We start from the raw sequence: 26428 nt of genomic DNA, 5'->3' as shown, positions 1-26428 counted from the left end.
CAGTTCAAAGGCGATCCGGAGGCCGCCGAGTCCGCTGCCGAACGCATCCCGCAGGGGATGCAGACCGCGCTGGGGTTCCAGGACCTCTCCAGCGGCGCCGGCTACCTGCAGGCCGTCATCTACACCGTGTTCGTACCACTACTGCTGATCATGGCCGCGACCGTGTTCGGGACCCGCGCGATCGCCGGACCCGAGGATGCCGGTGTGCTCGACCTGCTGCTGGCCAACCCGATCAGCCGCCGCCAGTTCGTCCTGCAACGCTTCGCCGCCCTCACCGCCGCCGTGGTCGCTGTCGGCGCGACCGCCTGGCTGCTCGTCCTCGCCCTCGCCGCCGCGTTGGACATGAACGTCGGCGCGAGCAGGATCAGCGCCGCCTCCCTCGGCCTGCTGCTGGTCGGGCTCTGCTTCGGCACCCTCGCCCTGACCGTCAGCGCGTTCGTCGGACGACGTCCCGTCGTACTGGCCACCACCGGCAGCGTCGCCCTGGCCACGTACCTGCTGCACACCCTCGGCAACCAGTTCGACGCCATCCGCCCGCTGCGCTGGCTGTCACCGTTCCACTACTACCTCGGCGCCGACCCGCTCCACACCGGCTTCCACGCCCGCTACCTCCTCGTCCTGGCCGGCATCATCGCCGTCCTCGTCGGTGTGGCCGCCGCGGCGTTCGAACGACGCGATCTCGCCGTCTGACGTCTCGTCCGGTGCCGCCGGTTACACGGCGGCACCGGGCAAAGGAAAACCGTCCGTGACCATACAGTTCTCGCCGTGGAGCCCACTGTGAGCGACGAGCCGTCCAGCCCGTTGGCTGACACCACCTCCAACGTGCCGGCCGACCTGCTCCACGGCTACCTCGACGCCATCGCCGCCGCAGCGGCGACCGGCCGGCGTCCGCAACGCGCCGACCTCGACGCGTGCCGCCGCCAGGGCGAGCGGGCCGCCGACCTCAACATCACCCTGCGCGCCCTCACCGCCGCCTACCTGCACGCTACCGAGGCGATACTGCCCACCCTGCCCGGCCTCGCCGACGCCCCAACCCCCAGCGCAGCCCGCGCCGCGGCCGTTACGGTATGGAGCGCGGCGCGGCGCCTGCTCGACGCCGCCGCGGAGGGACACGAACGCTCACAGCTACACGCCGCCCGCCGCGACCACACCGCCCGCCGCGAACTCATCGACGACCTACTCTACGGCCACGGCCACCCCGGCCGACTCGCCGAACGCGCCCACCGCTTCGGTGTCCAACTCGCCGGCCGGCACCAGGTCACCGTCACCCGCGCCGACACGCCGTTCACCGACCCCGTGGTCGAGCATGTCGAGGCCGGGCTCGCCGCCCGGTTCGGCAGCCGGAACATCCTGACCACCACCCACGACGGCCTGCTGATCTGCATCACCCCGGGCGCACTCCGCGGCACCACCGGCGAAGTCGCCCACCACCTCCTCACCGCCCTCGGCACCGACAACCGGTGGCAGATCGGAGTCGGCCGCCCCCACCCCGGACCCGGCGGCGTCCAACAGTCCTACGAAGAAGCCCGCGACACCCTGCAACTCGCCGACCGGCTCAGCCTCACCGCCCCCGTCCTACGCGCTGCCGATCTGCTCGTCTTCCCCGTCCTGCTCCGCGACCGCGCCGCCATCACCGACCTCGTCCACACCGTCCTCGCGCCACTGACCGAAGCCCGCGGCGGCGCCACCCCGATCCTGGACACCCTCACCACCTTCTTCGCCTGCCACGGCAACACCACCGCCACCGCCCGGCAACTACACATCAGCGCCCGCACCGTCGCCTACCGACTCGACCGGGTCCGCCACCTCACCGGGTACGACCCCGACGACCCCACCCAACGCTTCACCCTGCAAGCCGCCGTCCTCGGCGCCCGCCTACTCAACTGGCCCACCGAACCGTAGGGACCCCTACCGGAACCAGGCGTTCGCCGACGGAACCGCCAGCAGGATGATCACCAGCACCGAGCCGGCGGTCACCAACGCGAACCGCGTGATCACAAGCGGGCGGAGCAGCCTCGGGAAGGCCCGCTGAGCCGCCCCGATGAACGCCTGAACGTCGATGCCCCGCGCCGCGTCACCCGACTTGGCGAAAGCGGGCGCGACGTAGCGGACCGGAAACACCTGCGCGGCGGTGGTAAGGCCGCCTCCGACGAGCAGGATCGGCTGGAGGATCCAGGTCAGGATCCGGCCGACGTCACTTCCGGCGAGGTTGAGCGTGCCCAACACCGTGAGACATACGGCGATCCCGAACGGGAACAGAGCGTCGACCGCGCCCTCGGAAAACTTGACCCGATGCCGGGCCAGAACCTCGACGGGGAAACCCTGCCTCGCCACCTCGGCCTGAGCAGCCCGCTGGGCATCGGTGCCGTAGCGATAGGCGATGACAGTGATGACCACGAAGGTCGCCGCGATCAGGTACTGCAGTACCGATGCGGCGATGACGACAGGTGGCGCCACGAACACTCCCCCCAACCGACTTGCACACCGTTCAAGTCGAGCGTACGAGCTACTTGAACAGTGTGCAAGTCTGGTCTCGAACGCTGTGCAAGAGCCCATTTATCCTGGGTGGATGCCGCGTGACACGTTGAGCCGGGAACAGATCGTCCGGGCCGCGATCGAGCTGATGGACACCGAGGGGATCGAGGGCCTGAGCATGCGGCAGCTCGGCCAGCGGCTCGGCTCCGCCGCCACAGCCGTCTACTGGCACGTCACCAGCAAGGACAACCTGGTCGTGCTCGCCAGCGACGCGGTCTGGGACGAGATCGACCTACCCGACCTGGACACGGTCCCATGGCGCGACGCGGCCACCACCATGGCCCAGGGCCTGTACGCCATGATCATCCGACACCCGTGGCTGGTGCCGGCCATGAGTACCCATCTCCTGCACGGCCCCGGCAAGGCGCGACACGACGACCACCTACTCGGGGTCTACGAGGCGGCCGGGTTCACCGGTCCGGACGCGGCGCAAGCCGCCGGCGTCGTCGTCACGTTCGTCCTCGGCACCGCCCTCGGCACGGCCGCCGAAACCGCATGGCAGAACCGGCTACGCCGCACCGGCCAAGAAGACCAGATCCAGGACCTGATCACGCAGGCCACCGAAACCGCGATGCAGTTCCCCCGACTACGCGCCCACGCCACGGCGTGGACCAGCGACGACCCGGCACTGAACCCCGCCCAGGATCTCGAGTTCGGACTTCAGACGATCCTCGACGGCCTGCAGACCCGACTCGCCGCGCCTTCCTAGACCCCGGTGGTGGCACTCGCGACCCCTCGCACAGAAGGCCGTCCCAAGCGAAGCACGCAGTTCGCGCCCGGTCCGACAGACGAGCGAGGGCTGCGCAAGGCCCTGGCTGGTCACCGCGGCGGTCCCCAGGAGGGCAGCAGGGGCGGCAGATCCGTCAGCAGAGCCGACGAGTTGCGCGGGACCGCCACCACCAGCAACCTGCCGGGCGGTTCCGACACCGGAAACAGTGCCGCCGCCAGCAGCGCCGCGCCGACGACAAGCCCCGCACCAGCCGCTGTGCTGATCCCTACCGGCGTCCGGTTCCCGATCGCCCGGGCGTAAGGATTTCGGATGACAGGCACGGCGCGCCTCCGCCGGAGGCTGGTTACGTGAAACGGGCGTCCCGACTCGGCTACCCACCCCAACGCTGGTAGCAGCCCACCACCCCTCCGGGCGGGGCCGCCTACTCGGTGGCGGGGACAGCGACCCGCGAAGTCTTGGCGTTCACGCCGCGATCGCAATGGCTGGCAGCGTTGCGCGGGCCTGCCGGCCTACGTCGTGCGGGATGTAGACCACGACCTGCGGGCGATCCTGCGGGACGGCTCTGCGAAGAGCTACCACCGCAGCAACGACGAAGCCAACATCGCCCGCGCCACCAGACGCGCCAACGGCCGCCCTCATGACCTGCTCAGTGCCGTAACCAGCACAACGAGAACGCAATGACCCTGTTTACTCGGCCGGTTTATGCTGTGAGTGACCTGGGCAAACGTGCGTGAGCATGCGCTGGGCCACCGGACTACTGGGGGTCAAGGGGTCGTCGGTTCGAATCCGGCCGTCCCGACAGAGAAGAAGCCCTGACCAGCTAAAAGTTGGTCAGGGCTTCGGCCTTCTTCTATGAATTTTGAGTCTCACCCCAAAAACCCCTTACAGGGATTCGCAACCAAGTTCGTCATCAGTTGCATCGGTCTGTCCTACCGACGAGGACCGCCCGTCGTGGGTGGCGTCGAGTCGTTCGAGGAATCCCTGCTCGCAGAAGAGTTCGCCGCCCTTTACACCGGCTCAGGAATGAACCGACTCGCTAGCCCGGCCGTACGCACGGGTTGGTGAGCCGGTACGTCGGGCTCTCTCCGGTACGGCCGTCGCTGGCCGTCGCCCGTACCGTCCAGGTCAGCGTCGACGCGCGCAACCGTCCCACGGTCCCCCGGGCGGCGGATCCGTCCACGGTCATGGCCTGACTGGACGTGGCGGCCCCGGCTGGCGTCCAGCGCACCTGTGCGGCCCCGATCGCGGCACCGGCGGTGGCCTGTACGACCAGGCTGTACGTGTCCTGACCACACCGGACGTGCGCGCTCGCCGTAACCGTGAACGCGATGGCCAACTGCGGCCCGGCGGTCGGCCGTGGCGCGGTTGGCCGGGGTGCCGTCGGCCGGGACGCGGCCGGTTCCGGCGCGGCCGGCGACCTGGGCGGTGTGGGTGACTCGGCCGAACCGGCGGCCGGGCCGGTGCGCCCAGCCGCGGCGCCTGGCGTGCCCGGGGTGACGGACGGGCCGTCGGCGCCGACCGGGCCGGGCATCGACGCCGGTCGGGCTACCGGACCGGCGGCGGGGGTGGTGACCGCCGGCAGCGACGGCCCGCCGGCCGGGGGACCGGACCTCTCGACCGGTACGCCGGAGGTCGCCGCCGCCTCTCCGGCGGTTGGTCGGTCAGGCCCGAACGCCCAGACTCCCACGGCGAGGACTACCAGCAGACCGGCGGTCGCGGCCAACCGCCGTCGACGCCGGCCACGGCTCGCCACGTCGGAGGTCGGACGGACGGGATGGGCCGCGGCTGTCGGCGCCGCCGCGCCGCTCGCCGGCCGCGCAGTCGGTCCGTCGGCCAATGCTGGGATGGGCCCATCGCCGGACCTCGCGCTCGCCCCCTGCGCTGCCCCGGCTTTCGCCCCGTCCCCGGACGCCTCGCCCGGCGCATCTAGGGGTTCCTTGCCCGGTTCGTCGCCGGATTCCTGGCTCGGCTGCTGCCCAGATCCTGGGCCCGGTTCGAGCGCTGTCCCGTCGTCCGCCGGGTTGGTGGGTCCGGCTGGCGGCGCGGCGGGAGACGGCTCGAGTCCGGCCTGGCCGCCGGTCGCGTCGTCGCCGGCCGCGTGGCCGGCTCCGTCCGGCGGGCCGGCTGGGACATCGGTCGCGTCCGCTGGATCGTCGACCTCGTCTGCCGAACCACCGTCGGTGTCCGCCGGGGCGCCGGTCTTGGCCAGTCTCGACCACACCGGGCCGGCGACGGCGAGGAACGCAGGCGCCGTGTACGCGGACAGCAGTGCCGCCGGGTTGAGCTGTTCGCGTCGGAGCAGACCACAACTGGCGCAGCCGTCGATGTGCCGGGAGACCCGCTTGCGCAGGGTCGGGGTGAGCCGGCCCTGCCAGCCGTCCAGCAGGTCGGCCAGCGCCGGGCAGTCCCGGGCGCCGCTGCGGGCGACGAGCAGCGCGCCGAGCGCCCGTTCGAGTTGTGACCGGGCCCGGGACAGCCGCGCGTGTGCGTGGTTGGTGGGCACTCCGAGCGCCGCGCCGATGTCGACGGCGGACAGGTCGTGCCGGATCGCCAGGTGGACCACCTCGCGGTCGCCGGGGTTGAGGGCGGCGGTCGCGAGGTGTACGAGGTCGCGCACCTGGTCGGCGTTGACGCCGGTACCCGGGTCGGCGGTGTCGGCCACCGGCTCGTCGGCCTCGTCCAGCGGCGAGGAGCGGGACCGTTCCCGCAGTTGCCGGAGGCATTCGGTGCGCACGATCGCGTAGAGCCAGGGGCGCAGCCGGTCGGGATCGCGGAGCTGGTCGATGCGCTGGCCGGCGACGAGGAACGCGTCGTGCAGCGCGTCCGCCGCCGCCTCCTGCTCACGCAGCATCGCCCGGGCGTACGTGTAGAGCCGGTCGGCGTACCGCCGGTACAGCCCTTCCAGACCGGCCCGGTCGCCTCGACGCATCGCCTCGACCAGTGTCCGGTCGTCCGGTTCCGCCCTATCCATCAGTGCTCCACCGCTCGTCGACCGGTCCAGTAGACCGAAGAAAAAATTTCCTGGGGTCTTTCTGTTGGCATACCGACCCGCTCGGGCTCCTACCGGTGTCACCGCACCGACGGGATCGAGGAGACGCCCATGACTGTGACACGTTCCGCCCGCCATCCGGTTGCCGGCCCGCGCCGGCTGCTGGCCGCCGCCGTGGTGGCGGTGCTCGCCGGTGGGCTCGTCGCCAACACCACAGCGGACGCTGCCGCCGCGGCGACGGTACCCGGCAGCCCGGCCAGCACGACCCGCGAGGAACCGCTGGCCTTCCGGGTCGACCAGCGGCTGTCCGCGCCGCGGCTGCCGCTCGACCCGGTCGGTCGGCTTGGCACCAACCGGGAGATCGGGGTAGTGGCCGGACCAGACGGCGCGCCGGCCGGCCTGGTACTCGACGAGGTGATGGTGCGGGTGGCCGACCAGGCGGCGTTGGATGCCTTCCTGGCCCGCTGGGACGGGCAGGTGCTCGACTCGTTCGCGCCGGACGAGCAGGGTCAGGACCATCTGGTACGGGTCGACGCCAGCCTCGCCGACCCGGCGGGACTGGTCGCCGACCTGCTCGCCGCCGAGCCGGGTCAGTCCGGGGCGTACCGGGTCGGCGACGAGCGGACCCTGCGGCTTCTCGCGCTGGCCGCGGCCGAGTGGCGGGCCGGGACCGAGCTGGTTCTCGACTGGCTGGTGGAGCCGTCCGGCATCGCCGACGGCGAGGTGTTCGAGGCTCCCGACATCGCGAAGAACGTCTTCGACTGGTCGTACATGCGTGCCGGCGGGGCGATGGACATCGGGGTCGCGCCGGCCTGGCAGCTACTCCAGTCCAAGGGCAAGCTGACCAAGCAGGTGACGTACCTGGTGCTCGACGGCGGATTCAAGTCCAATGCCGACTTCCCGACCAAGGTGTCGCTGCACGGGGCGGAGTGGGGCGAGCCCAACGTCAACGACTGCACCGGCGGCGCTGCCTGTCCGTGGCACGCCACCGACGTGACGCTCGCCGGGATGGGGCGGGTCGACAACGACTACGGCACCGCCGGACCGGCCGGACCGGTGGTCGAGGAACTCGTCGCCGTCCGCAACGGGATCGACTACTGGACGGTCCTGCGCCGGTTGGAGAAGGCCGCCGAGGCGACCCACCCGGACGTGGTCAACCTCAGCTTCAGCCGTCAGGTGAACATCGGCAAGGCGTGGGCCAGCCACTTCACGGACCGGCGGATGAAGCGTGTCCAGGACACCGGGGCGCTGATCGTCGCTTCCGCCGGCAACGACAGCCTGAACATCGACGCCGGCACCCTGCACGTACCGTGCGAGAGCCCCCAGGTGATCTGTGTGGGCGGCATGAACACGGACGCGACGGTGTCGGGGGGATCGAACTTCGGCACCAGCGATCTCGACACCTCGGTGGAGATCTACGGCCCGATGTGCGTCCGGACCCTCGCCGACCCTGGAAACCCGGCGAACAACGCGACGAAGAGCACCTGCGGCACCAGCGTGGCCGCGCCGTTCGTGGCCGGCGTCGCCGCCCTGGTGCGGGCCGCCGACCCGACCCTGACCTCCGCCGAGGTCCGCGACATCCTCCACAGCACCGCCCACGTCGGCGGGCTCGGTGCCAAGGTGACCGGCAGCCAGCGCCGGGTCGATGCCCTGTCCGCCGTCGCCAAGGCGCTGGGGGTCAAGGTCGAGAAGCCCTCGGTGAGCATCACCACGCCGAAGACCAAGCAGCAGTTCGGCGTGCACCAGTCGGTGGACCTGTGGGGTACGGCGACCGACTTCCTCGGCAAGGAGATCCCGCTCACCTGGACCAGCAACCTCGACGGCAAGCTGGGCGAGGGGTCGATGACGTTCGTGCCTTCGCTCTCCGCCGGCACGCACGTCATCACGGCCAGCGCCACCGACAGCCTGGGCCGTACCGGGTCGGCGGCGGTCACCGTCACGGTGCTGGACAGCCCGACCAAGGCGGCCATCGTCTCGCCGCCGGCCGGGCTGACGCTCGCCGCCGGTCAGTCGGTCAGTCTGGTCGGCACCTCCGTCGACCCCGACACCTTCAACCCGGTGCCGGACGCGGAGACGTCCTGGACCGTCCGCCGGGGTGACACGGTGGTACTCCAGAAGACCGGCCACCAGACCAGCCTGCCGGCCAACCTCGTGACCCCGGGGACGTACACCGTGACGTTCACGGCGGGCGGGCCCAGTGCGCAGCGCGTGTTCATGGTCGCGGCGGTGCCCGCCGGGCAGGCCCGGCCGATCGCCACGATTGTCCAGCCAGCGTCGGCGCTGAAGCTGACCAGCACCGGCGAACCAGAGTCGATCACGTTCGCCGGCACCGGCACCGACGCCGAGGACGGGGCGATCGCCGGGACCCGCTACCGGTGGACCGCGTACGGCAACGGCGGGGTCAAGAAGGTGCTCTGCCAGGGCAGCGCGGTGCCGACCGGTGGGCCGCTCGACAACGACGTGGTGTTGCCGAAGAGTTGCGCGAACCTCACCGCCGAGCTTGTGCTGCTGGACAGCGGAAGCACCATCACCACCTGGTCGGTGTGGCTGGAGGTCTTCGACTCGACCGGGCTGGTCGGGGTGGACTCCGTACCGGTGGAGATCCTGGCGGTCACGCCCTGACCGCAGGTTCGTCCACCACCGCACGTCCCGGCGGCACCTGGAAGACGTCCGCGTACCCCGCCCGGGTAACCTGACCGACCGTACGGGCCCGTGGTTCCACACCACGGGCCCGGCGTCATGGTGCCGCGGGATGGCACCGATCCGGAGGGTGTCGGAGCTCGGTCGGCCCCGGCACCTGAACAGTTCAGCCGACGGGTGGGTCGGTCCAGGAGGACCGGATCAGCGCCCGCTCGGTGGCGGCGAGGTGGGCGGTCGCGGCGAGCCAGGCCCGGGCGTACCGGTCCGGGTCGGGATCGGCAAGTCGGCCGAACACGTCCCGGCCACGCCGGTCGGACTCGTGGGCGAGCGCGGCGGCCACCGTGGCGGCGGTGGTGAAGCCGGCCCGGCGCAGCGGACCGGCCAGCTCGGCGCCCTCGCTGCGGGCCGCCTCGCCGACGGCACGCCGACCGCCGGAGACGGCCAGTTCCACCAGCCGGCGGACCCGCCACAGCGGGGACTCCGCAACCGCATCGACGCCGGCGGCGAGCACCGGCTGGGCCATCGCGGTAGGGTCGCGGGGCGGGAGGTGGCCGCCCTGGAGCTGGTCGTAGCCGAGGTCGGCCCGGCCGTGCCAGTCCGGCGGCAACCGCAACGTGACGACAGCACCGGGCACCGGGCCGACCGCGAGCGGGTGCAACGTGCTGGGCCGGGCCGGGTCCAGCCGGCCGACCACCCGGATCCGCAGACCTGGCCAGGAGGCGAGCCGTCGCAGGTTGGCCACGTGGGCGAGTACCGGGTGGGGGTTGACCGGCACCAACCGGATCACCGGCCCGTCCGGCACCGGCGTACGGTCCGGCCCGGCCTCGGTGCCGGGGGCCAGTTCGCGGGCCAGCACCTGGTCACCGGCGGCACCGACCACCATCAGGTCACAGCCGACCAGTGCCGTTCCGGCCCGGGCCGGATCCTCCGGGTCGTCGGCGGCGAGTTGGGCGGTCACCACCTCGGCGAGCGGGCGGGCGAACAGCTCCGCCAGCGGTCCGACGGACCAGTCGGTCCCGCCGAGCGGGGTGGCCCGGACCCCCTTGCCGGCGCCGAGCCGGCCGTCGGGCGAGACGGTGGTGCCGGTGATCCGCAGACCGCCGCGGGCCAGCACCGCGTGGTTGACCGCGACCGCGCCCATCTCGGTGACTGCCCGGGCGCAGTCCCGTGCCCGGTCCGGGCCGCCCGGTTTCACGTCGTTGAAGGAGAGTTGGCGCCCGTCGGCCGCGATCAGGTGGGTGACCACTCCGGCGTACCCGGTCGTGCTGATCACCGGCTCCCGGCAGACGCCGTACACCTCCAGTGTGCCGTCCGGCTGGTAGGTCCGGCGGAGGATGCCGACCAGCGCTGGATCGGGGTCGCCGGCGGCGAGCCGGCCGGCCACGTACAGCAGGTCGTGCAGCACGTCGACCAGCTCGGCCAGCCGGTGACCGGCCTGTCGTTCCCGGTGGGCGCGCAGGCCGCGTACCGCCCGTAGCGTGGCGCTCTCGGCTCTGGGTAGTCCGGCCAGCCGGGCACTGTGCGCGGCGCGCAGCAGTTCGGCCTGGGGAACCGCGCCGACGGCCGGCGCGCCGGCCGCGAGCACCGCGGCGGCGGCCCGCCACAGCGCGGTGGCGGCGGCCCGTTGCGCCTTCGTCGGCGCCGTGCTCCGGCCGGCGGGCGCCCGGTCCGGGCCAGCCGATTTCCCGGTACGCCCGGACCGGCCCCTACGCCCGGTGGGCGCGCCGGTGCCGCCCGGCGTGGACGATGCGGCGGGGTGGGACGCCGGGTCGGGGTGGGCGGCCGGGTCGGCGACCGGAGCAGCGACCAGGATGGCGGTCCGGTGCAGGCAGCGGGGCGCCAACAGGCAGCTACACCGTGCCTGCTCCGGGTCGGTGACCACGCCGGTCGGTCCGGGCGTCAGCGTGACCAGGGCCTCGGGGCCGCAGTAGACCGACACGCCGCGGTCGATCCGGTCGGCCGGTACCCCGGCCAGCCGTTCGATGGTGGCGTCCAGCCGCTTGTGCAGCCGGGGTGGCAGGGCCGCCACCGCCGCGGCGGCGACCCTCGGCAGCACCGGCGGCAGCCGGTCGGCGTCTGTGGTGGTGGGCGTGCGTGGCGTCAACGTGATCCTCCGCGTACGCGGTCGCCCACCCAGCGGGCGAGTTCGAGCGGGCTGAGAGCGGCGACCGGCATCCCGGCCGCGACGAGCTGCTGGGCGACCGGTACCGAATAGCAGGGCACTCCGCTGTCGTTCAGCGCGGCACAGCCGAGCAGGTGTACGCCGGAACTGGCCAACGTGCGCACCTCGCCAAGCAGCCCGGCCAGCGGGTACCCCTCCTCGAAGTCGCTGACCACCGCGACGATGGTGCGGCTCGGTACGGTCACCAGTGCGCGGGCGGCGGCCAGTCCGGCGGCGATGTGCGTACCGCCGCCGACGCGTACCTCCAGCAGCAGTGACAGCGGGTCGTCGACCCGGTCGGTCAGGTCGGCCACCATGGTGGAGAAGGCGAGGAAGTGGGTGGAGAGCGTGGGCACCCCGGCCAGTACGGCGGCGGTCAACGCCGACCACACCACGGACGCCTCCATCGAGCCGGACACGTCGACCACCAGCACCAGCCGCCAGTCGGCCTCCTTGCGGACCCGGGTGTTGAAGACCGGGCGTTCCGGCACCACCACCGTCCGGCCGTCGCCGAGCCGCTGGGTGTGCGCCAGGTTCGCCCGCAGCGTCCGGGCGAGGTTGATCCGGCCGCCGGGACGGCGGGACGGGCGCGGGTTGGTCAGCCCGGTCAACGCCGGGCGCAGCTGGGTGGCCAACTGCTTGGTCAGCTCGTCGACGAGCCGCCGGACCAGTGGCCGTAGCTTGGCCAGGTGCCCCTCGGGCAGGCCACCGGCCAGCGACAGCACCGAGGTCAGCAGCTCCATCGAGGGGCGTACCGCGGCCGGGTCGAGTTCGGTGAGCACGTCGGTACGACCGTTCTCGGCTGCCCGGGCGATCACCTCCTCACGTACCGAGGTGCCGAACAGTGCCTCGAGTTCGTCGGCCCACTCGCGCGCGGTCGGGAAGGAGGCTTCCTGGCCACCGCCGGCCGCCTGGCCGAGGTCGATGACGCCCTCGCCCTGGCCCGCCCCGTACAGCTCGTCGAGGGCGCGCGCGTAGCGGCGGGCGTCGGTCGGCAACCGGTCGGACTGACGGCCGAGCAGCAGTCGCCAGCGGTGGGTGGGGGTGAGCTGGGCGGCCGACGCGTCGTCCGAGCCAGGTTCGGCGTCGGTGCCGGCCGGGGCCTCGGTGCCGGTCGGCGTATCGAGGGCGTCGGTGCCGGTCGGCGTATCGAGGGCGTCGATGCCGGACGGCGCATCGGGGGCGTCGGTGCCGGTCGGCGTATCTGCGGAGCCGGCCGGCGCGTCGGCGGAGTCGGTGGGCGTGCCCGGGATCGGGATGTTGCGGGCGACCAGAGCGGCCCGGCCAGCCCCGTCGGCGGCGGCCCAGCGGGCGAGCAGTTCGGGCGAGGCGGGCAGGGTCAGGTCGAGCCGGTCGGCCAGCCGATCGGAGACGGTGTGCAGCAGTCGGTCCCGGGCCGCCGGGGTGAGCACGTCGAACCCGCCACGCAGCGCCGGCAGCCGGTCCAGGAACTCGGTGTCGGTGAGCCGCTCGATCCGCTCCAGCAACGGGTCCAGCGCGGCCGGGGCGGACTGCAGCAGCGGGTGCGCCGCGGTGAGCAGCCCACCGAGCAGCCCGCGCAGGTGTCGTCGGGTATCCGGTCCGGTCGCCGTATCGACCCAACCGGCCACCCGGGTGCCCAAGGTCTCCAGATCGGTCAGGTCGAGCAGCACCCGGGCGGCCAGGGCGGCGCCCTGGATCAGCGACGAACCGGTCCGGGCCAGCTGATCGAGCGCCTCGTCCAGGCGCAGCCCGATCCGATCCTCGCCGGCCCGCACCGCCAGGTCGACCAGTGCGGCGGCATCGGCCGGAACATCGCTGCCGGCCACGCCGGGCAGCCCGCGTACCGCGGCGTCCAGCAGTACGACGGCCAGCTCGGCCGCCCGGGCCCGGCCGGCGGAGGTGGTGCCGGGCAGGTGTTCCCGGCGCAGCGCCTCCAGCAGGTCCAGTGCGGCCAGCAACTCGGGCAGGGTGCCGGTGTCCGGCAGCACCGTGGCGGCCAGTTCGAGCCGGTCGGTGACCATCTCGGGCAGGTCGCACCGGGCGGCGTCGCGCAGCCCGGTGAGCAGTTGCGCGGCGGTGGGGCCACCGTCGGCGGCCTCCCGGCGGAACCGTTCCCGCAGGGTACCGGCCGCGGCCAGCGCAGCGGTCACCCCGCGTACGCCGACCAGGTCCAGCCGGGCCGCCACGGACGGCGTCCAGGCGAGCTGCCAGCGGGTGGTCAGGGCCGCACCGTCGCCGGTGCCGGAGACCGCGATCGGCTCGCCGTAGCCGACGCCGCAGAGCTGGAGGCGTTGCAGCAGGATCTCCCGCCGCCCGTCCAGCTCGGTGCGCAGCGGGTCCAGCCGGAACTCGCGGGACTTCGGGTTGTCCGGGTCGGGCAGCCGCAGCGCGCTGAGTTCCGCCTCGACCGCGGGGCCGAGCCCGGACCGGGGCGTACCGGGGGCGATGCGGCCCCGCTCGGCACCGACCAGCACGGTCTCCAGCGCGGTGGCCAGCGCTCGGCCGCGGCCGAGCAGTTCACCCTGGCCGAGCACGGTGGTCACCGCCTCGAGCACCTCGCCACGGCCGGGGGCGGGCAGGTTCCGCAGCCGGGCCAGGTCGTCGGCCAGCCGTACCGTCTCGGCGGCCTCGCCGGTTCCGGCGGGGTGGCCGGCCGAGCGGAGTTCCCGGCACAGGTCGGTGACCGCCCGGGCGGCGGCGGCCCGGATCCGTTCCGGGTCGCCGCCGGCGCTGAAGACGGACTGCTGCCAGCGCGGGTCGCGGATCCCGGCCGGGTAGCCGGAACGGGAGTCGAGCAGGTCGAACGCGTACGGCACCAACGAGGTGATCGCGGTACCGTCGCCGCCGTCGGTGGTGGCCGGCCGGGGCTGGCTCGTCACGGACCGGACCGGAGCGGACGGGGCGGCGCCGGTCCGGGTGGGCGCGGCGGCGGCCACCGGATCGCCGCCGACCGGGCCGGGCGTCCGATCCCCGCCGTCATCCACGGTGTACTCCGGCGTGATGCCGCCGACCGTGCCGGCGGCCCGCGTCGGGCGGCCGTCGGCGCCGACGCCGGTCGACGCGGCAGCGAGCAGCGCCGGGGCGTGGAAGGCGCCGACGACGGCGGCGACCCGCCGACCGGTCGAGCCGGCCTCGGCCAGCACCCGACGCATGTGCCGCTCGCGCGCCAGGTCCCGGGCCGGTACGCCGTCGCCGCTGGCGCTGTCGGTGCGCATCGCCCAGCCGACGCCGAGGGCCGCCCGGCGGACCGCCTCGGGCGGGCAGCCCGGGGCACGCACCTCGACCACCCGGTCCCACAGGTCGTCGCCGTCCCGGCCGGTGCTGCTGGCGCCCAGCGCGGCGGCGTAGCCGGACCGGCGCGGACCGGAGACCGGCGTACCGGCGCCCGGGGCGGGATCGCCACCGGCAGCCGGCTCGGACCCGACGGTCGATTCCGACCCGGTGGTCGGCTCGGAACTCGCGGCCGACTCGGACCCGGTGGTCGGTTCGGTGTCGGTGTCGGTGTCGATGGCCGGGGCGGTGGCGTCCGCGGTCCAGCCGGGGTCGGTCAGCGGCAGGTCGCAGCAGACCACCTCGACGCCGCGCTGCCGGGCCCAGCGGATCGCGGCCAGTTCCGGCGAGAAGTCGGCGAACGGGTAGAAGCCCATCGGCCCGTCCGTGCCGTGGCTGCCGACCAGGGCCAGCGGGGCCCGGGCGGCGGGGTCGGACAGATACGGCAGCCAGCGCTGGAAGTCGGCCGGCAGTTCGATGCAGACCACCTCCGCCCCGGCGGCGTCCAGCAGGGCCGGGACCATCGCCGCGAGGGCCGGGCTGTGGTGCCGCACCCCGATCAGGTACGGCCGGACCGAATCGGCGAGCGTGTCGACCACGGCTCGCGGGTCGGCCGGCGTCGGATCGACGGTCCGGGGCGCGGCGGCCGGGGCAGCCGCACCGATGGACGAACTGGAGAGGGTCGTCACCGCAGGCTCTCCCGCAGGTCCCAGAGCCGGCGCCACATCGCCGAGCCGTCCTCGGCGCGGCGGCGCACCGGGCCGTCCCAGTAGCCGAGCAGCCGGGCGTGGTCGTTCTCGTCGTCCTTGCGGACCACGCCGAGCAGGTGCCCCGGGACCAGGTCGAGCGCGTCCCCGGCGGGCAGGTACGCGGCGGCCAGTCCGAGCGACACCGCCACCTGCACGGCCTCGGCGGTCGACATCACCGTGCCGGGCCGCTCCACGTCCCAGTTCTCGCCCGACCGGCCGGAACGCAGGTCGCGGAACACGGTGACCAGCGCGTCCAGCACCGCGTCGTCCACCGTGTACGCCGCACCGGCGCGCTGCACAGCGGCGGTGGCCTGCCGGCGGACCAGGTCGGTCTCGGTCTCCGCGTCGGAGATCGGGTGGATGGTCTCGAAGTTGAACCGGCGCTTGAGTGCCGAGGACATCTCCGACACGCCCCGGTCCCGCAGGTTCGCGGTGGCGATCACGGTGAACCCGGGCATCGCGCGGATCAGGCCGTCCCCGGTGCCGACCAGCTCCGGTACGTTCATCCGCCGGTCGGACAGGATGGACACCAGCGCGTCCTGGACCTCGGGCAGGCAGCGGGTCACCTCCTCGATCCGGACCACCCGGCCGGTGCGCATCGCGGTCAGCACGGGCGAGTCGACCAGCGCCTGCGGGGTCGGGCCCTGGGCGAGCAGCAGGGCGTAGTTCCAGCCGTACCGGAAGGCGTCCTCGGTGGTGCCGGCGGTGCCCTGCACGGTCAGCGCGCTGGTGCCGCAGACCGCCGCGGCCAGCAGCTCGGAGAGCATCGACTTGGCGGTACCGGGCTCGCCCACCAGCAGCAGCCCTCGCTCACCGGCGAGGGTGATCACACACCGCTCGACCAGGCTCCGTTCACCGACGAACTTCGGCAGGATGGTCATGCTGGCCGGCAGCTCGGTGCCGTCCGGACCGGTACGCCGGTCGGCGGGCAACTTCAACGCCTCGCCGTCGCTGCCCTGGACGAAGGTGACCACGGCGCGCGGGGTCAGCGCCCAGCCCGGTGGCCGGGCTCCGCCGTCGTACGCGGCCAGGAAGGCGAGTTCGTCGGCGTACCGCTGTTCGGCGGAAAGGACCTGGGAAGCGGTCTCCGGCACCGCGGTGGGGCGGACGTGTTCCGTCACGGTCACGGGATTCCTCGATCTCTCTGTGGTTCGGATGGGACGTGCGGGACAGGGACGGCGCCGCAACGGCCGGGTCGGTCGTCGCGGATGTACCGCCTGCGGGGTTGACGTCAGCGGCGGGTGCGGCCGGTGGGCAGGCTGTCGAAGCGGGGGCGCTCGCCGTCGCGGATGCGTTGCCAGGCCCGTCGGTAGAGTTCGGCGGCCGGTTCGAGCGGCACGGTCACGCCGAGCCCGGCCGTACCGTCGGGTGCGAGGTCGAACAGGGCGACCTTCCAGCCCTCGATCGGCGCCTGCCCGCTGCCACGCTCCAGCCATCGACCGGGCAGGAACAGCGACCGGCCGGCCCGGGACCGGGTGGCCGCGACGACCAGGTCGGTGCCGGCCAGCTCGGCGCGAGCCGCCTTCAACCGTGCCGGCTTCCAACCGGTCCACTTCGCCGTGTTGCGGTCGGTGGGGTCTGGCATGGCCAGCAGCATCAGGTACACCGCCGCCGCGTCGACGCCGAGGCCGTGTTCCGTGGCCACCTCGGCCACCAGGTCGGGCACCGACCGGGTCGGATCCTGCGGCCACCACGTCCCGGCCTCCGCCCGCGCGCCGCCGACCGGCTCACCCGGGTCGCCGAGCAGCGCCGCGAACCGCGGGTCGCGGACCAGCCGCAGCGCCACCTCCGTCGGGTACGGCTTGGCCGCGTCCCCGCGCAACGCGGGCAGGTACGGGTCCGTCCCGTCGGCGTCGAGCAGGTCCGGCCGCAACGCCGGGGACGGCTGGTCGTCGTAGGTGGCCAGGACGATGGCGCCGTACCGTTCCCAGCCGGGGCCGGTCTCCGACGGGGTGCCCGCCACCTGCCGGAACCCGGACAGCCTGACGTACTGGTCAAGGTCGAGCAGCAGTTCGCGGTTGGCCAGCCGGTCCCGGATCGCGGCCAGCGCGGCCGGCAGCGCGGCCCGGCACGGGTCGCCGGCCGGCGTGTGGTGGGCGACCCAGGCGGCCAGCGAGACCGTGGAGCGCAGCACCTCACCGGTGAAGCCCACTGCCCGGCCGTCGACCTGCCGGGCCCGGTCGCCCTTGATCCGGAAGACCAGGTCGGTGCTCAGCTCGGCCGAGCGGGCCGGGTCGAGCAGCGCCGGCAACGCCTTCGCGGGTCCCCAGCCGGACCGGACCGCGCGGACCGCCTCGGCGAGTAGCTGTTCGGGCACCACCACCCGGCGCCCCAGGGCGGTGTTCCAGACCGCCGCCGCGGCGGCCACGTCCGGGCCGTCGGTCCACAACCGGGCCGGGTCGTCCGGCAGCAGCGCCGAGACCACGGCACGCCGCAGCTCCGGCCCGGCCTCGTTCAGCATGCCGAAGGCCAGCTTTACCTCGCCGACCTGCTTGACCCCGAGCGCCTTGCGCAGCTCGACCGGCACGGTGTTCGCCGAGTCCGCGTACGGCAGGCCGGCCAGCACCAGCTTCGCGGCGGTCGGGGTGACGCCGGTCAGCTCGGCGAACGACTCGGCCGCTTCCGGCCGCCAGGGTAGCGGCCCACGCGCGGTCCACTCGGTCAGGAAACCGTCCAGCCAGCCGGCCGGCCGGCCGTCACCGACCGACGCCGAGGACTGCACCGTGTACGGCTCGGGCACGGCGAAGACACCGGCCGGATCGTGGTACAGCGCGCCGAGGGTGTAGCCGGTGGACGTGCCGCCGGAGGTGAGGACGGCGATGAACGCCCCGTCGGACACCGGCAGGAGGCCCGGCCCGGGGTACCGGCGCGTCCCGTCGGGCATGGTCAGGTCCTCGTCCAGCAGGTGCAGCGTGAACCGGCGCCACCGGGACGGTTCGGCCGCCCCGCTCAGGTCGAGCCGGTCGAGCTCGGTGAGCAGGGCACGCAGCGTCTCCCGGTGTTCGTCCGGGGTGACCGCCGCGACGGCCCGGTAGGCGACTGCCGCGACACCGTCGAGCAGCGGCGACCAGTCCAGAGCGCTCGGCAGCGACGGTCCGTCGAGGTGCAGCCGTACGGCGGGTTCGCTTCCGGTGGTGGCGGCCCGCTGGGTGGCCAGCGCATGGAACTGGGTGAAGACGTGGGTCGAGCCGCTCGCCCCGTAGACCGAGCCACGGAGACCGTCCAGCACCGTCGCGAGCTGCTCGTCGGTGGGGCCGGTCGCGGTGGCCACCGGCGGCACCGCCTTCGGGGCGGACAACGAGGTGTTGAGCTTCTCGGTCACCGCTTCCAGGTCGGTGCACACCCGGGCGGCGAGCCGCAGCATTCCGACCACCCCGGCCAGCATCGCGTCGTGGCCGACCGCCGGCAACGTCGAGCGGACCAGCTCGACCAGCGCGTCCTTGTCGTCCTCGTCGGTGGCTGGTCCGGAGCCGCCGACCGGTGCGCCGGAGCCGCCGACCGATGCGCCGACCCCGGACGCCGGGACGGCGGTGCGGAGGCCGGTGGTGGCGTGCGGGGCTCTGGTCGACCCGGCGCGGGTCGCGGCCTGGGCCGCGGCTCGCGCAGCCGCTTCGGCGAGGGCAGCGCGGCGTTCGTCGAGCGCGACCTTGAGCAGCGCGGCGGCGGTGTCCCGGTCCATCCGGCGCAGGGCGGCGGAGCCGGCCGGGTCCCGAGGCAGCATGTTGCCGAGGAACGAATGCCCCGGCAGCGGAATCGTGCCGGCGCTGTAGGACCGGCTGGACGGCGGCCCGGCGGCGGCCGACACCACCCCGTCCGGGTCGACCAGGACGAAACCCTTGAGGACGGCCCGCGGTCGGTCGTCGCCGGGCAGCACCAGCGCCGCGATCGGCTCCTGGCCCGGGGCCACGGTGACGGTACGACCGGCCAGGTCCTCGCCGCGTACCGAGCCGTCCGGCAGGGTGACGACCCGCCAGCCGAGTAGACCGTCCACCGGGACGGCAGCCGGGGTGGCCCGGTCGGACAGGGCCGGCCGCAGCCAGCTGTCCGACTTCCGGAGTTGGCTACCGTCGACCGGGAGGTCGGCCAGGAACCGGGGCAGGCTGCGCCGGCCGTGGGTGTTGCCGACCGGGTCGTACTCGCGCCAGCCGTAGCCGCCGTCGTCCACGCTGTGGTCTTGGACCCAGTGCGAAATGCCGTCGGTGATGACCGGCCGCTGCGACGGGACCACGGTGTCGCCGACGTGCAGCACGCCGTCGCCGGTGGTCCGTCCGCCACCGGGCAGCGGCAGGGTGATCTCGTGCCCGCGCCGCTGGCCGTCCTGGATGGGCTGTGGCTCGTCGGGCGAGGAGTGCCAGTAGCCGCGCGGGTCGTAGCCGAGCGACCTGGAGCGCCAGTAGACCAGGAGCTGGCCGTCGACGTAGTGGTAGTCGGGCTTGCCCCACATGTCGCCGGCCGGGATGCGCAGGTCGTGGCGGAGCACGATGCCCTCCGCGCCGAGCACGCGTACGGTGGTCGGCCCGGCCAGGATCACGTACGGCCAGGCTTCCTGCCAGGTCCACTCGACCCGGTGGTCGCCGCCGGTCACCTCCTGCCAGGCCAGCTCCCACTCCGGCCAGCCCAACTCGTCGATGATTCCGCCACGCAGGCTCCGGGCGACGTGCTCGGCGAGGTCGACCCGGACGGCCTGCCCGGGGTCGCCGCCCGCACCGGGTTCACCGGGCTGGGGGAGGTCGTCGGCGACCAGGCGCACCGCCTCGACCGGGAGCCTGCCCAGCCAGTCCACCGACTCCGGCAGGTACGGCAGACCGGTGCTGAACCGGTGGCGGATCCGGGCCCGCAGCCAGTCGGTCAGCATCGGCCGGATGCCGGCCGTCTCGGCCACCCGGCGCAGGGCGTGTGGCTGGCCGTCGAGCTGGTCGAGGCTCCGGCGCAGAGCCCCGACGAAGCGGTCGTCGCCGGCCACGGCCAGCAGTTCCCGCTCTCCCTCGGTCTTGACCCACTGCGCCAGGTCCACGGAGTCGTCCTTCGGCGGAGCCACCGGCACGTCGAGGAGGAGCAGCAGGTCGGCTAGGTCCAGGTCGCCGTCGGCGGCGAGGGTCTCGCCGTTGTCGGTCAGTTCGGCGCGGAGTCGGTCGGCCATCCGCTCGACGAGCGGGTACATCTCCGGCACTCGGCGGCGGTAGTGGCCGGAGCCGGCTCGGCTCACGAAGCGGCGCAGCCAGCCGACGGAGCCGTCCTGCGGCCGGGCCGTGTCCGGCACCTCCGGGTCGGTGAGTCCGGCGAGCGCACCGGTGTCGGACAACAGGGCCAGCCAGCTGGTCAGGTTGTCCCGGTCGGTGGGCATCAGGTCGAGCAGGCTGCCCCGGATCGCGGGGTCGCGGTCGGCCAGCGCCTTCACCGCCGGCAGGTGTGCCTTCCACCAGCCGGCCGGCGCCTGGGCGGCCACCGGCAGCCGGAGTACCTCGGTCAGGTAGGCCGCCTCACGATCGGCGCCGGCCTTACCGGCGGCCCGGACCAGCCGCTTCACCGCGTTGGCCGACTGCGCGGACGGGACCACGCCGGCGGCCGCGGCCCGCAGCGCCAGCCGGCAGAACCGGTCCAGCGCCTCGTCGGCCGGCAACTGGGCGGAGAGTTCCTTCGCGTACCCGGCCAAGCCGGTCGCGGAGACCACCTTGGCCGACGCGAACTCCAGGTAGACCTCGTCCAGCCGGTCCAGGTCGACGGGTAGGCCGTGCTGCGCCTCCGCCTTGCGCGCCTTGTTCAACAACTGCGTCGCGTAGGCGTCCTGTCCGGCGGCGAGGAACAGCCGCGCCGCCTGCTCGAAGAAGGCCGGCAGGAAGTGCGGCAGCGTACGGGCGAATCGGTCGGCGATGGCCTGGTGCCCGTCCAGGGCGGCCTTCGGCCGCGACCGTGCCTGTTTGGCCAGCTTCTGCAACTCCGGCACCACCGCCAACGCGTGCCGGCCGTCCGCCGGGTGGTGTACCAGCACCCACTCCGGAAACGCCAGCGATCGGCGCGGACCCAGCCCGACGACGGCAGGCTCGGCCGCCGTTGCCAGGCCCAGGAACCCGACGGCGAGGTCCTCGCCCTCCCCGAGTACGGCGTCGACCACGCGGACCACCAGCCGGTCGCCGAGGGCCGGGTGCCGGTAGGTACGGGCGGTGAGCGGTACCGCCCGATCGCCGGCCCCGGCGGTGTCGGTCGGCAGTACCGCGCCGGCGGCCAGCAGGCTCTCCGCCGTCTGCTCGCCCGACCTGGTCGTCATCCCGGTCACGCCGCTTTCTCCGTCTTCGTCGCGGCGCCGGACAGGGCCGTCGCCATCCGCATTCCTTCCGACCACGCCACCGGCCCGACTTCGGTCAACCGCAGTGTCGGTCCGTCCACCAGCGACCAGGAGAGGGTGCCTAGGGTCGCTTCGGAATCCCAGTAGTCCTCGTCGAACCACATGGCGGCCTCGACCGTGCGGCCGGCCTCCCAGACCCGGCAGGTGACCTGCGAGCCGGAGACCCGGAAGCCGAGCGTGGCGGCCCGGGCGGCCAGCCGGTTGGGGACCGCGGTACCACGGAAGTCGGTGATCGTGGTGTCGCGGTCCTTCAGATCGGTCGGTTTGCTCCAGGTGCCCCGGTGCAGTTGCTCGATCCGCTGGGTGATGTCGAGTTCGTCGGCGAACTCGCGCAGCTCGGTCAGGTCGGTCAGGCGTACCGGGTGGGGCAGCGTGGCGCTGGCCGGCGAGAGCCGGACGGTTTCCCCGTCGAGGTTGACCATGCGCAGGTCACCGGTGTCGGTGACGTCTCGCAGGAAGCCCGGCTCGGCCGGATCGTCGCCGAGCACCACGAGGTCGCGCAGCGCGTCCTGCCAGCTCGGGTCCGGCCAGACCCGGGCCAGCAGCCCGGTCGGCACCGGCAGCGAGGACACCACCCAGGCGTCGATCCGGGCCAGGCATTCGGCGGTGTGCCGGTCCAGCCACTGGGCGAGCTGGCGTAGCCGGTCCACCTCGGGGTTGTCGCGCAACACCTTCGGCAGGGTCTTCAGTGGGCGGCCGGTAGCCCGCAGGCCGGTGGACCGAGCCGTCACCTTTCCGTCCACGAGGGAGATCTCGTGTGAGTCTCCCACCGGTAGCCAGCCCATCAGGAATACCCTCCGTAGCGGAAAATCAGCTAAATTTCAGGAGATATCGCCCGCGATCGACGACGTAGGGGACGCTAACAGTAGTGACCGACACGGCGGGGTCCGCCGGCCGGCGCGGTGGGCGTACCGGGGGTCGAGTGTGGCCCGAAAGAAGGCCCGGATCTGCGAGAGTCCGCAGGTCCGGCCGGTTCGGGACCGCCACGGACGGCTGGGCGGTGACCGGACGAGAGGCTGGGAAGTGGCCTAGGTCACATCACCGCGTCGCCGGGCTCCCAACGAATGGCACAGCGTCGCCGTGTGCGGTGCGTGGGTGGCCGGGGCGAGGCCCGGTCCGGCGGGTGTTTTGACCATGGCCTAATCCGCGGCAGTTCGAGGCCCAAGAAAGCGGGACCGATGTTGCTGAAGGGGTTGGCCTCTTTCCGGAACCCGGTCGGCCCCCTCTTGTCGCCCTCTGCTCGGGTTCTAGGGGTCGTTGCAACGCCTGACCTGATCAGGGGTTGCAGTGTTCGAGGTCCGTGGGGACCGCCAGCCGCAGGGACGGAAGAAGCCTCGCGCGGAGCGCCAGGCATATTTGGATCTTGTGGCGTGGGGTGTGAGTACGAGTGAGGCGTGCCGGCTGGTCGGGATCAATCGCAAGACCGGTCACCGCTGGCGGTACGGCCGCACGAGCCAGACGAGGGCCGGGCAGCAGGGAGTACGTCCCGCTGCATGAGCACGTACCAGATCGGTGCGGATTCGATTGGGCCGGCAGCGTTCGGCGCTGGCTACCGGGATACGTCCTTGGCGAGGCAGGTGGTTCCGTCGGGGCCGGCGAGCGGCATCGATTGGTACCCCTCGCTGCGGTAAAGGTCGATGTTCCGCATGCTCTTGGCGCCGGTGAACAGCAGGATGCGACGGCAATCCGGTTCTGCTGCGGCTTCGGCGGTGCGCAGCAGCCACCGGCCCAGCCCTTGGCTGCGCAGGTCAGGCACGACGGCGAGCCGACCGATGTGCCAGTCGGTGTCGAGGCGACGGGTCCGCACCATGCCCAGTAGCCGGCCGTCCAGCCAGATGCCCGTGGTGTGCCAGGTCGCCAGCCATTCGCGTACCTCCTCCGGCGACTCATGCAGGGCCGGTATGGCCGTGGTGTCGTTGACGACGGCCTCGTCAACCCAGCAGCACAGCTGCAGTACGGTGACCTCGGGCGCGTCGTCGGGGGTCAGCCGTCTCGCGTAGGACCCTGGCAGCGGGCCGGAGAGCGTCCCGGATTGTGCACGTTCGCGCATCGGCCGTAAGGCTTGGGCGACCCGGACCAGTTCGTCCAACAGGCCGACGGCCGCCGTGTCGCGGGTGGCGTCGGGCCGCAGTCGCCCATTCTCCGTTGCGTCGCCGATGCGGAGCGCGACCGTGGCGCCCAACGGGACCAGGCGCAGCGTAGTCACCACCTGCTTGGCGTGCTGGACCGACCGGGTGCCCGCCGACGTGTTGCCGTAGCTGACGAAGCCGATCGGCTTCCACGCCCATTCGCCGCTGAGGTAATCCAGCGCGTTCTTCAGGGTCGCTGGCATCCCGTAGTTGTACTCCGGCGTGACCGCGATGAACCCGTCCGCGGCGTCGACGATCGCGCTCCACCGACGTGTGTGCTCATGCTGGTAGACACCCGACGACGGATGTTCCTCTTCGTCCAGGAACGGCAAGTCCAGGTCGCCGAGGGCCAGCGGTACGAGCTCTACGCCGAGTTCCGCCGCACGAGGGGTGATCGTCTCGATCAGCCACTGTCCGACCACGGGGCCGAGGGCGCCGGGGCGGGTGCTGCACATGAGCGCCAGGACACGGATCGGTTTCGTTGACATGGAAACGAAGCTTAGATGCTAGATTGATTACATGTCAACGAAACGGCCGGCCAGCACCGTGCGCTGGTTGAGCCCCGACGAGGAGCGGGCGTGGCGCGCGTTTCTGCGTGTGATGGTCACCGTCCAGACCGGCACCGCGCGCGATCTGGCCGCGATCGGACTCTCCGAGTCCGACTACGAGGTACTGAGCACGCTGTCGGAGCGGCCCGGCCACACCAGCACCCTGGGGGAACAGGCCGACAAGATGGGCTGGTCACGCAGTCGGCTGTCCCGGCACGCCACTCGGATGGAAGCGCGTGGTCTCCTGAGGCGCACGCCCGACCCGACCGACGGCAGAGGCTGCTTTCTCGTACTCACCGCGCAAGGTCTGGACGTACTCGACAACGCGGCACCGGCCCATGTCGAGTCGGTACGACGCCACTTTGTCGACCGGCTCGCCCCGGAAGACCTCGTCGCCATCGAACAGATCGCCCGGAGGCTGGAAGAGCCCCAAGCCGGCGACGATCGACCACCCGAACGGCCCCCATCGGCATGATCATGGATGGGTGACGCACTGAACTCGGCTTCCGCAACGGGTTGATCAACGAATACTCCCAGGTGGCGTAGCTCTGACCGACTTTCCGAGCGGTACAGCGAGCCGACCCCGAAGATAGAAACTCCGAGCTCCCGCGACGTCTGTTGTGGTCCGGACCGCTGCTCCCACCGGCCTCATCCGTCCGCTGTTCACAATCCCAACCCACGCCCGTCGCTGTCTGAAAGCGGATTTTCGCGGCGACGAGACCTCACATCGCCTTGACTTCGCGTGGGCGAGACTGGCGGCGCCTGCGATGTCAGGCGATATCGATGTGGGCACGGCGGACGGAGACGGGGTATGCCGGAACGAGAGCTACGAGATCGAGGCGATCTCACGCAGGCCCTGCTGGACAACGCAATCTGGCCAGATGGCCTCGTCGCGGAGGCCGGCATCCCGGTGTACGACGTGCCGCTGGTCACGGTGGGCGGCGGCATCGGCTCGTTCGTACTGGTCGACTACCTGCGCATCGCGGGGGTGCCGACCGCAGACATCTGCGTGCTGTCCAATATCGGCTCTCCGTGGCAGACATACGAGTACCTGACCCGCGTTTCGCAGATTCCCGGGCCGGAGCGCATCCGGTCCGACTCGTCCTCGCGGCCGGACAACATCTGGGGCTTCCCGTCGTACGCGCTGAGCGAGGCGTGGCGGGAGCGGACCCTCCGGCCGCTGGTGCACGTGCTCGGTGAGCCGATCTTCGCGGACTACTGGACGCCGCGCGTGGGCGACGTGTTCAAGAGCATGGCCCGCGAGTCCGCGCGTATCGGGTACCCGACGATGCTCGTGAAAGGCGTCGTGCGGATGGTGCGGCGGCGGGCGGGCGGCGGCTACTTCACGGTGCTCACGCCACCGGGCGGCACCGGCCCGACCAAGCGGGTCGCCTACCGGTCGCGCTTCGTGCACCTGGCGGTCGGGTACCCCGGACTGCGGTTCCTGCCCGACCTGCAAGAGTTCCGGGAGAAGTACGGTGACTTCACGCGCGTGGTCAACGCGTACGAGTCGCATGAGCACGTGTACGAGGCGCTGCGTACCAGGCCGGGCACCGTGATGGTGCGTGGCGGCGGCATCGTCGCGTCCCGGGTGCTGCAGCGGTTGATGGACGACCGCGAGCGGTACGGGCTACAGACGAAGATCGTGCACATCTTCCGCACGTTCGTCACCGGCAGTCACGGGCCGCACCTGTGGTCACGGCGCAAGGGCGGCGACGGCTGGGCGTACCAGGGATTCAACTATCCGAAGTCGGTGTGGGGCGGGCAGCTGAAGGCGAAGATGCGGCGGCTCGACGGCGCCGAGCGGGTGACCGAGTACAAGCGGATGGGCGGCACCAACACGCCTAAGCGCCGCCGCTGGCAGCAGCAGATGCGCGCCGGCCGCGAGGGCGGGTGGTACGAGGCGAGCCAGGGCCTCGTGGAACGGGTCGAGCCGGCCGCCGACGGCACGCTCGTCAGCCTGGTCACCGGCGACGCGGGCACGCGGAAGATCGGCGCCGACTACATCATCGACTGCACCGGGCTGGAGGCCGACATCGCCGAGCACCGCGTCCTCGCCGACCTGCTCGCGCACGGCGGCGCCGGCCGCAACCCGCTGGGCCGGTTGGAGGTCGAGCGGCACTTCGAGGTCAAGGGGACGGCTAGCGGCGACGGCGCCCTGTACGCCACCGGCGCGGCCACGCTAGGCGGGTACTTCCCGGGCGTGGACACGTTCCTCGGGCTGCAGATCGGTGCCCAGGAGATCGCCGACGACCTCGCCCGCCGCGGCTTCGGTCGCCGCATCGGGCCGGTCCGCTCCACCACCCAGTGGGTGCGCTGGGCGCTCGGCCGGCCGGTCCAGGAGGGATGAGA

General features: G+C 72.7%; 15 protein-coding genes. 6 read left to right on the top strand and 9 right to left on the bottom strand.

Annotated elements, in window-relative coordinates; translation table 11 throughout:
* Positions 1 to 690 (top strand): ABC transporter permease subunit (locus AAH979_RS14070; protein ID WP_346258522.1); only part of this gene is annotated, 690 nt, incomplete at its 5' end.
* Between the two features lie 75 nt (positions 691 to 765).
* On the top strand, positions 766 to 1902 hold the full coding sequence (locus AAH979_RS14065; protein ID WP_346258521.1) for a helix-turn-helix domain-containing protein: 1137 nt from the start codon (positions 766 to 768) through the stop codon (positions 1900 to 1902).
* Between the two features lie 6 nt (positions 1903 to 1908).
* Here the strand turns inward: AAH979_RS14065 and AAH979_RS14060 are convergent, their stop codons facing one another.
* Positions 1909 to 2457: a hypothetical protein gene (locus AAH979_RS14060; protein ID WP_346258520.1), complete on the bottom strand. Its 549-nt coding sequence runs from the start codon at positions 2455 to 2457 to the stop codon at positions 1909 to 1911.
* Positions 2458 to 2569: 112 nt separating this feature from the next.
* Between AAH979_RS14060 and AAH979_RS14055 the strand changes: the two genes are divergently transcribed.
* Positions 2570 to 3244, top strand: coding sequence for a TetR/AcrR family transcriptional regulator (locus tag AAH979_RS14055; protein ID WP_346258519.1), 675 nt, complete (start codon positions 2570 to 2572; stop codon positions 3242 to 3244).
* Between the two features lie 110 nt (positions 3245 to 3354).
* On the opposite strand, the gene AAH979_RS14050 is transcribed toward AAH979_RS14055, so the two are convergent.
* The gene (locus AAH979_RS14050) at positions 3355 to 3585 is read right to left on the bottom strand and encodes a hypothetical protein (protein ID WP_346258518.1); all 231 of its coding nucleotides are present in this window, start codon (positions 3583 to 3585) and stop codon (positions 3355 to 3357) included.
* Positions 3586 to 4301: 716 nt separating this feature from the next.
* Positions 4302 to 6236, bottom strand: coding sequence for a sigma-70 family RNA polymerase sigma factor (locus AAH979_RS14045; protein WP_346258517.1), 1935 nt, complete (start codon positions 6234 to 6236; stop codon positions 4302 to 4304).
* 129 nt (positions 6237 to 6365) lie between these two features.
* Between AAH979_RS14045 and AAH979_RS14040 the strand changes: the two genes are divergently transcribed.
* A complete protein-coding gene (locus tag AAH979_RS14040) occupies positions 6366 to 8876 on the top strand; it encodes a S8 family serine peptidase (RefSeq protein WP_346258516.1) in 2511 nt (836 codons plus the stop codon).
* Positions 8877 to 9060: 184 nt separating this feature from the next.
* Here AAH979_RS14040 and AAH979_RS14035 read toward each other — a convergent pair whose 3' ends face one another.
* The 6 genes from AAH979_RS14035 to AAH979_RS14010 all read right to left on the bottom strand — a co-directional run bounded on the left by AAH979_RS14035 (position 9061) and on the right by AAH979_RS14010 (position 24016).
* The gene (locus AAH979_RS14035) at positions 9061 to 10998 is read right to left on the bottom strand and encodes a hypothetical protein (RefSeq protein WP_346258515.1); all 1938 of its coding nucleotides are present in this window, start codon (positions 10996 to 10998) and stop codon (positions 9061 to 9063) included.
* Entirely contained in the window at positions 10995 to 14996 is a 4002-nt protein-coding gene (locus AAH979_RS14030; RefSeq protein ID WP_346258514.1) for a DUF5682 family protein, read from the bottom strand. Before AAH979_RS14030 ends, AAH979_RS14035 begins: the two co-directional genes overlap by 4 nt.
* The gene (locus AAH979_RS14025; RefSeq protein ID WP_346258513.1) at positions 14993 to 16183 is read right to left on the bottom strand and encodes an AAA family ATPase; all 1191 of its coding nucleotides are present in this window, start codon (positions 16181 to 16183) and stop codon (positions 14993 to 14995) included. The genes AAH979_RS14030 and AAH979_RS14025 overlap by 4 nt, the downstream gene beginning before the upstream one ends.
* Before the next feature lie 104 nt (positions 16184 to 16287).
* The gene (locus AAH979_RS14020; RefSeq protein WP_346258512.1) at positions 16288 to 21330 is read right to left on the bottom strand and encodes a hypothetical protein; all 5043 of its coding nucleotides are present in this window, start codon (positions 21328 to 21330) and stop codon (positions 16288 to 16290) included.
* Positions 21327 to 22130, bottom strand: a complete 804-nt coding sequence (locus AAH979_RS14015) for a DUF4132 domain-containing protein (RefSeq protein WP_346258511.1) — start codon at positions 22128 to 22130, stop codon at positions 21327 to 21329. The genes AAH979_RS14020 and AAH979_RS14015 overlap by 4 nt, the downstream gene beginning before the upstream one ends.
* A gap of 818 nt (positions 22131 to 22948) precedes the next feature.
* The gene (locus AAH979_RS14010; RefSeq protein WP_346258510.1) at positions 22949 to 24016 is read right to left on the bottom strand and encodes a bifunctional NAD(P)H-dependent oxidoreductase/GNAT family N-acetyltransferase; all 1068 of its coding nucleotides are present in this window, start codon (positions 24014 to 24016) and stop codon (positions 22949 to 22951) included.
* Positions 24017 to 24047: 31 nt separating this feature from the next.
* Between AAH979_RS14010 and AAH979_RS14005 the strand changes: the two genes are divergently transcribed.
* Together AAH979_RS14005 and AAH979_RS14000 are read left to right on the top strand one after the other, a co-directional pair.
* Positions 24048 to 24551: a MarR family winged helix-turn-helix transcriptional regulator gene (locus AAH979_RS14005; protein WP_346258509.1), complete on the top strand. Its 504-nt coding sequence runs from the start codon at positions 24048 to 24050 to the stop codon at positions 24549 to 24551.
* 336 nt (positions 24552 to 24887) lie between these two features.
* Positions 24888 to 26426 carry a hypothetical protein gene (locus AAH979_RS14000; protein ID WP_346258508.1) on the top strand — a complete coding sequence of 513 codons (1539 nt, stop codon included), beginning with the start codon at positions 24888 to 24890 and terminating at the stop codon, positions 26424 to 26426.
* The last annotated feature ends 2 nt before the right edge of the window (positions 26427 to 26428 follow it).

The sequence above is a fragment of the Plantactinospora sp. ZYX-F-223 genome, from assembly GCF_039649625.1.
In the GTDB taxonomy this organism is placed as follows: Bacteria; Actinomycetota; Actinomycetes; order Mycobacteriales; family Micromonosporaceae; genus Plantactinospora.
This window is presented reverse-complemented; position numbering and strand designations above follow the sequence as displayed.